Below are 4,032 nucleotides of genomic sequence, written 5' to 3'. Positions count from 1 at the left end.
CTTTCAGGTGTTAATTCTATAAATTGGGCGCGTATTATGGCGCAAATTGTTTACTATTTTTCTATCAGCACTTTCTTTAGGTGCCCCTGATAGAGCTGTTTCATTTACTGTTCCTACTGGAAATTTTGGTGATATTTTTGCAGGTTATGTTGCTGCTCGTATGGGATTGCCCATTGCTCAACTCGTTATTGCAACGAATGATAATGACATCCTTGCACGTACATTGACCAGTGGCACTTACGAAACACAACCCATCATCCATACAACATCACCTTCTATGGATATTCAAGTCTCTTCTAATTTTGAACGTTTACTCTTTGAAAGTGGTAATCGTGATCCAATGTGGATTCGCAATGCAATGGAAAATTTGAAAAAAATGGGATCTTTCACTCTTGATGAAAAGCAGCTCAAAAATATTCGTTCCCTCTTTTCCGCTGGGAAAAGTAACATGGCTGAAACAGCACAAACAATTGATCGTGTCTATAAAGAAAGTGGATACCTTGTCGATCCACATACAGCTGTCGCCCTTAAAGTAGCACGCGAAAATAAAAAACCGTATATTCCAATGATCGTCCTTGCCACGGCTCATCCAGCTAAATTTCCTGATACGATTAAAAATGCTTGTGGACTTCATGCCCCATGGCCATCTCATCTCAATGATGTCATGGAAGGTGAAGAACACTTCATAAGTCTTGCTAATGATGAAAAAATAGTCAAAGATTATATTTCTTTAAAATCGCGTGCATCTTATTAAAGTTAGCTGCATTAATTTAAATCAAGGATATTCTAATACCCTTAACAATGAGGTGTTTAGCTTGTTAATGGAGTCGTAAATACATGGATGTAGATGTCTGTCGCCTTAGTAATGGTTTGACTATCGCCACACATACAATGCAACAGATTGATAGTGTCGCACTCGGAATATGGGTTAAAGTGGGCTCACGCAATGAAACCTTCACACAGCATGGCATTGCCCATCTGCTTGAACATATGGCCTTTAAAGGAACCGAAAACCGTACCGCTTTTCAAATTGCAACTGATATTGAAGATGTTGGCGGTGAAATCAATGCCACAACCAGTATTGAAACAACAGCTTACTTTGCACGTGTCCTTAAAAGCGATATCCCGCTTGCTATCGACATTTTAGCTGATATTTTGATGCATTCAAAATTTGACGAAGACGAACTAGAACGAGAAAAACAAGTCATTTTTCAGGAAATTGGTGCCGCCCATGACACGCCTGATGATATTGTTTTTGATCACTTTACAGAAACAGCCTTTCGCCATCAATCCCTTGGCCGTTCTATTTTAGGAACAGCTAAAACTATTCAATCATTTACATCTGCTGATCTTCATGATTTCATCAATAAGCAATATAGTGCAGATCGTATGATTGTGGTTGCGGCAGGAGCTGTAAAACACGAAAGTTTTATAAAAGAAGTTGAAAGTCGTCTTAGTACTTTTCGCTCTCATTCAACCGCCTCTCTTACTCATCTTGCAAATTATGTCGGCGGCGACTTTCGTGAATATCGCGATTTAATGGATACACAAATTGTTCTAGGGTTTGAAGGACGTGCTTATCACGCGCGTGATTTTTTATGCGACACAAATTCTTTCAATCATTCTTGGTGGGGGAATGTCCTCACGTCTTTTTCAAGAAGTAAGAGAAAAACGTGGATTATGCTATTCTATTTATGCTTTTCATTGGGGGTTTTCAGATACTGGGCTTTTTGGTGTTCATGCCGCTACTGGACAAGAAGGGCTCACAGAGCTTCTGCCCGTAATTCTTGATGAACTTTCCAAAGCAAGCAAAAATATTCACGCCAATGAACTCCAACGAGCACAAACACAATATCGTGCTAACCTCATAATGTCACAGGAAAATCCTTCTAGTCAAGCACATCTCATTGCTCGCCAAATACTTCTTTACGGTCGCCCCATTCCAATGTCGGAAACAATTGAACGCCTCAATCTCATCACACCCAAAAGATTAACTGATTTAGCGCATCGTCTTTTTACAAGTTCCACGCCTACACTCACTGCTATCGGACCTGTAGGCCCCCTCATGAATTTCGATGATTTAACGTCAACTCTTTTATGTACGCTAAAGTAAAAGACTACTTTTCTAAAGAAGCATTACAATGAACATCAATGTATTTTATCTTATCATAAAATTTGCCACTAAAACTCTTCTCATTAAATAAGTTTGGGAAATATTGGATAAAGAAACGTACAAAACTATCCAATTCCTTCTTCATGTGATAGAGATTCTAATGAGTAAAGATATATTCGTGAAATTTAGAAATTCATGATTTAACTTTGCCCTTTTAAAATTATAAAATTCCATCCGCTTCAAGTTTCATTGAAGAAAATGGGTAAGTGGTTTATTTGTATATAAAATCATATAATTTAAGAGACAATGATAGCAATTTATTATGTAAATAAATATAATAAGGTAGACGTTTTTTCTCAAAAATCTAAATGAAAATTAAACACCCTAGAATACTGAGAGTGGGACATTGTGAAGAGCTTGCGTAAAATAATTGACATCATTTTCATTATCGTCGTTAGTTCTTTTGTCCATCTTACATCAGCACACGCTATTGAACCCGTTAAGATTTCTTCTCAGGATGCTGCGCTTGATCTCTCAAAAGCAATTGAAATTCACCATACAAACAATTCTATTTTTCAAACAAGTACAGCGCCAGGACCAGATGGTATTGTATGGCGTATTGAAGTACAGGCAAAAAGTGAAAAATTTTCCGGAAACTGGGCAGTTTTTTCTCTTGCAAATCCAACAGATGAACAAGTCGATCGTCTCATCGTTGCACCCCATTATCGCATGGCGCATTCTGGATTTTTTTGGCCAGACCTTGGATCAACAAGGATTCAATCTATAACACCAAGTGAAGGTTTTTCTCTCGATCGTCAACCTAGTACGAACTCTGATATCTTTCATATTACTCTCAATCCCGGTGCTGTTGTTACATTTGTGGCCGAACTTAATTCTGAAAATCTACCGCAAATCTATTTATGGAAACCTGAAGCTTATAAGGACGCCATTAACTCTTATACGCTTTATCATGGTATTCTTCTTGGAATATCAGGTCTCTTAGCACTTTTGTTAACCGTTCTCTTCGTTGTCCGTGGGACAGGGCTGTTTCCTGCAACAGCTGCTGTTGCTTGGGCCGTGCTTTTTTATATTGGTATTGACTTCAACTTTTTAAATAAATTTTTTGCAGTTACATTCACAACACAACCAATCTGGCGTGCCGGTACAGAAGTAGCACTTGCCGCAACACTCTTCATTTTTCTTTTTACCTACCTCAATCTTAATCGCTGGCATTATCATTTTAGTTATGGTGCTATCGCTTGGATTATTGCATTTTGCAGTTTAGGAGCCTTTGCTATTTATGATCCAATCAGAGCAGCAGGAATTGCTCGTCTATCATTTGGCCTTACCGCTATGCTAGGTATACCGTTAATCATCTATTTTTCAATCCGAAGTTATGACCGCGCCATTATGCTTATCCCAACATGGTTGCTTATTAGCTTTTGGTGTGTGGGAGCCTATACCTGCATAGAAGGACATTTAAATAATGAGATTATCCAACCAGCATTAGCGGGAGGATTAGTGCTCATTGTTCTTCTCATTAGCTTTACGGTCTTGCAACAAACTTTTTCTAATGATGCTTTCCATGAAGGAATATTTTCCGACCTTGAACAACAAGTCCTCGCAGCAAAAGGAGCTGGAAATATTATTTGGGATTGGAATGTTGAGCGTGATCGTATCGTTGTGCATCCAAACATGACAACCCTTTTTGGTACTGAAATACACAACCTTAATGGGACTATGCGTAACTGGATTTCAGCCTTGCATTATGATGATCGTGAACGCTTTCAAGCCGTATTGGATATCATTCTTAAAAATAAAAAAGGGCGTATTGATCAAATTTTTCGTCTTTCTTCTGGCGGTGGTTATTATCATTGGTTCTCTCTTCGTGCACGTCCAGCTATGCAAAAAGATGGAAA

Annotated in this window: 1 protein-coding gene and 2 pseudogenes; all 3 read left to right on the top strand. The window is 38.4% G+C overall.

Annotation, left to right across the window (positions count from 1 at the left end):
• Window positions 1-754: pseudogene (locus BN338_RS06610) on the top strand (PALP domain-containing protein); the annotation flags it as partial.
• Between the two features lie 83 nt (window positions 755-837).
• Window positions 838-2,113 (top strand): annotated as a pseudogene (locus BN338_RS06605) (M16 family metallopeptidase).
• Between the two features lie 408 nt (window positions 2,114-2,521).
• Window positions 2,522-4,032, top strand: a 1,511-nt coding sequence (locus BN338_RS06600; protein ID WP_039760266.1) for a PAS domain-containing protein, incomplete at its 3' end; no start/stop codon positions are given.

Origin of the sequence: Bartonella queenslandensis AUST/NH15 (assembly GCF_000312585.1) — a bacterium.
In the GTDB taxonomy this organism is placed as follows: Bacteria; Pseudomonadota; Alphaproteobacteria; order Rhizobiales; family Rhizobiaceae; genus Bartonella; species Bartonella queenslandensis_A.
Note: the sequence above shows the minus strand (reverse complement) of the source record. Positions and strands in the feature narration are given on the sequence as shown.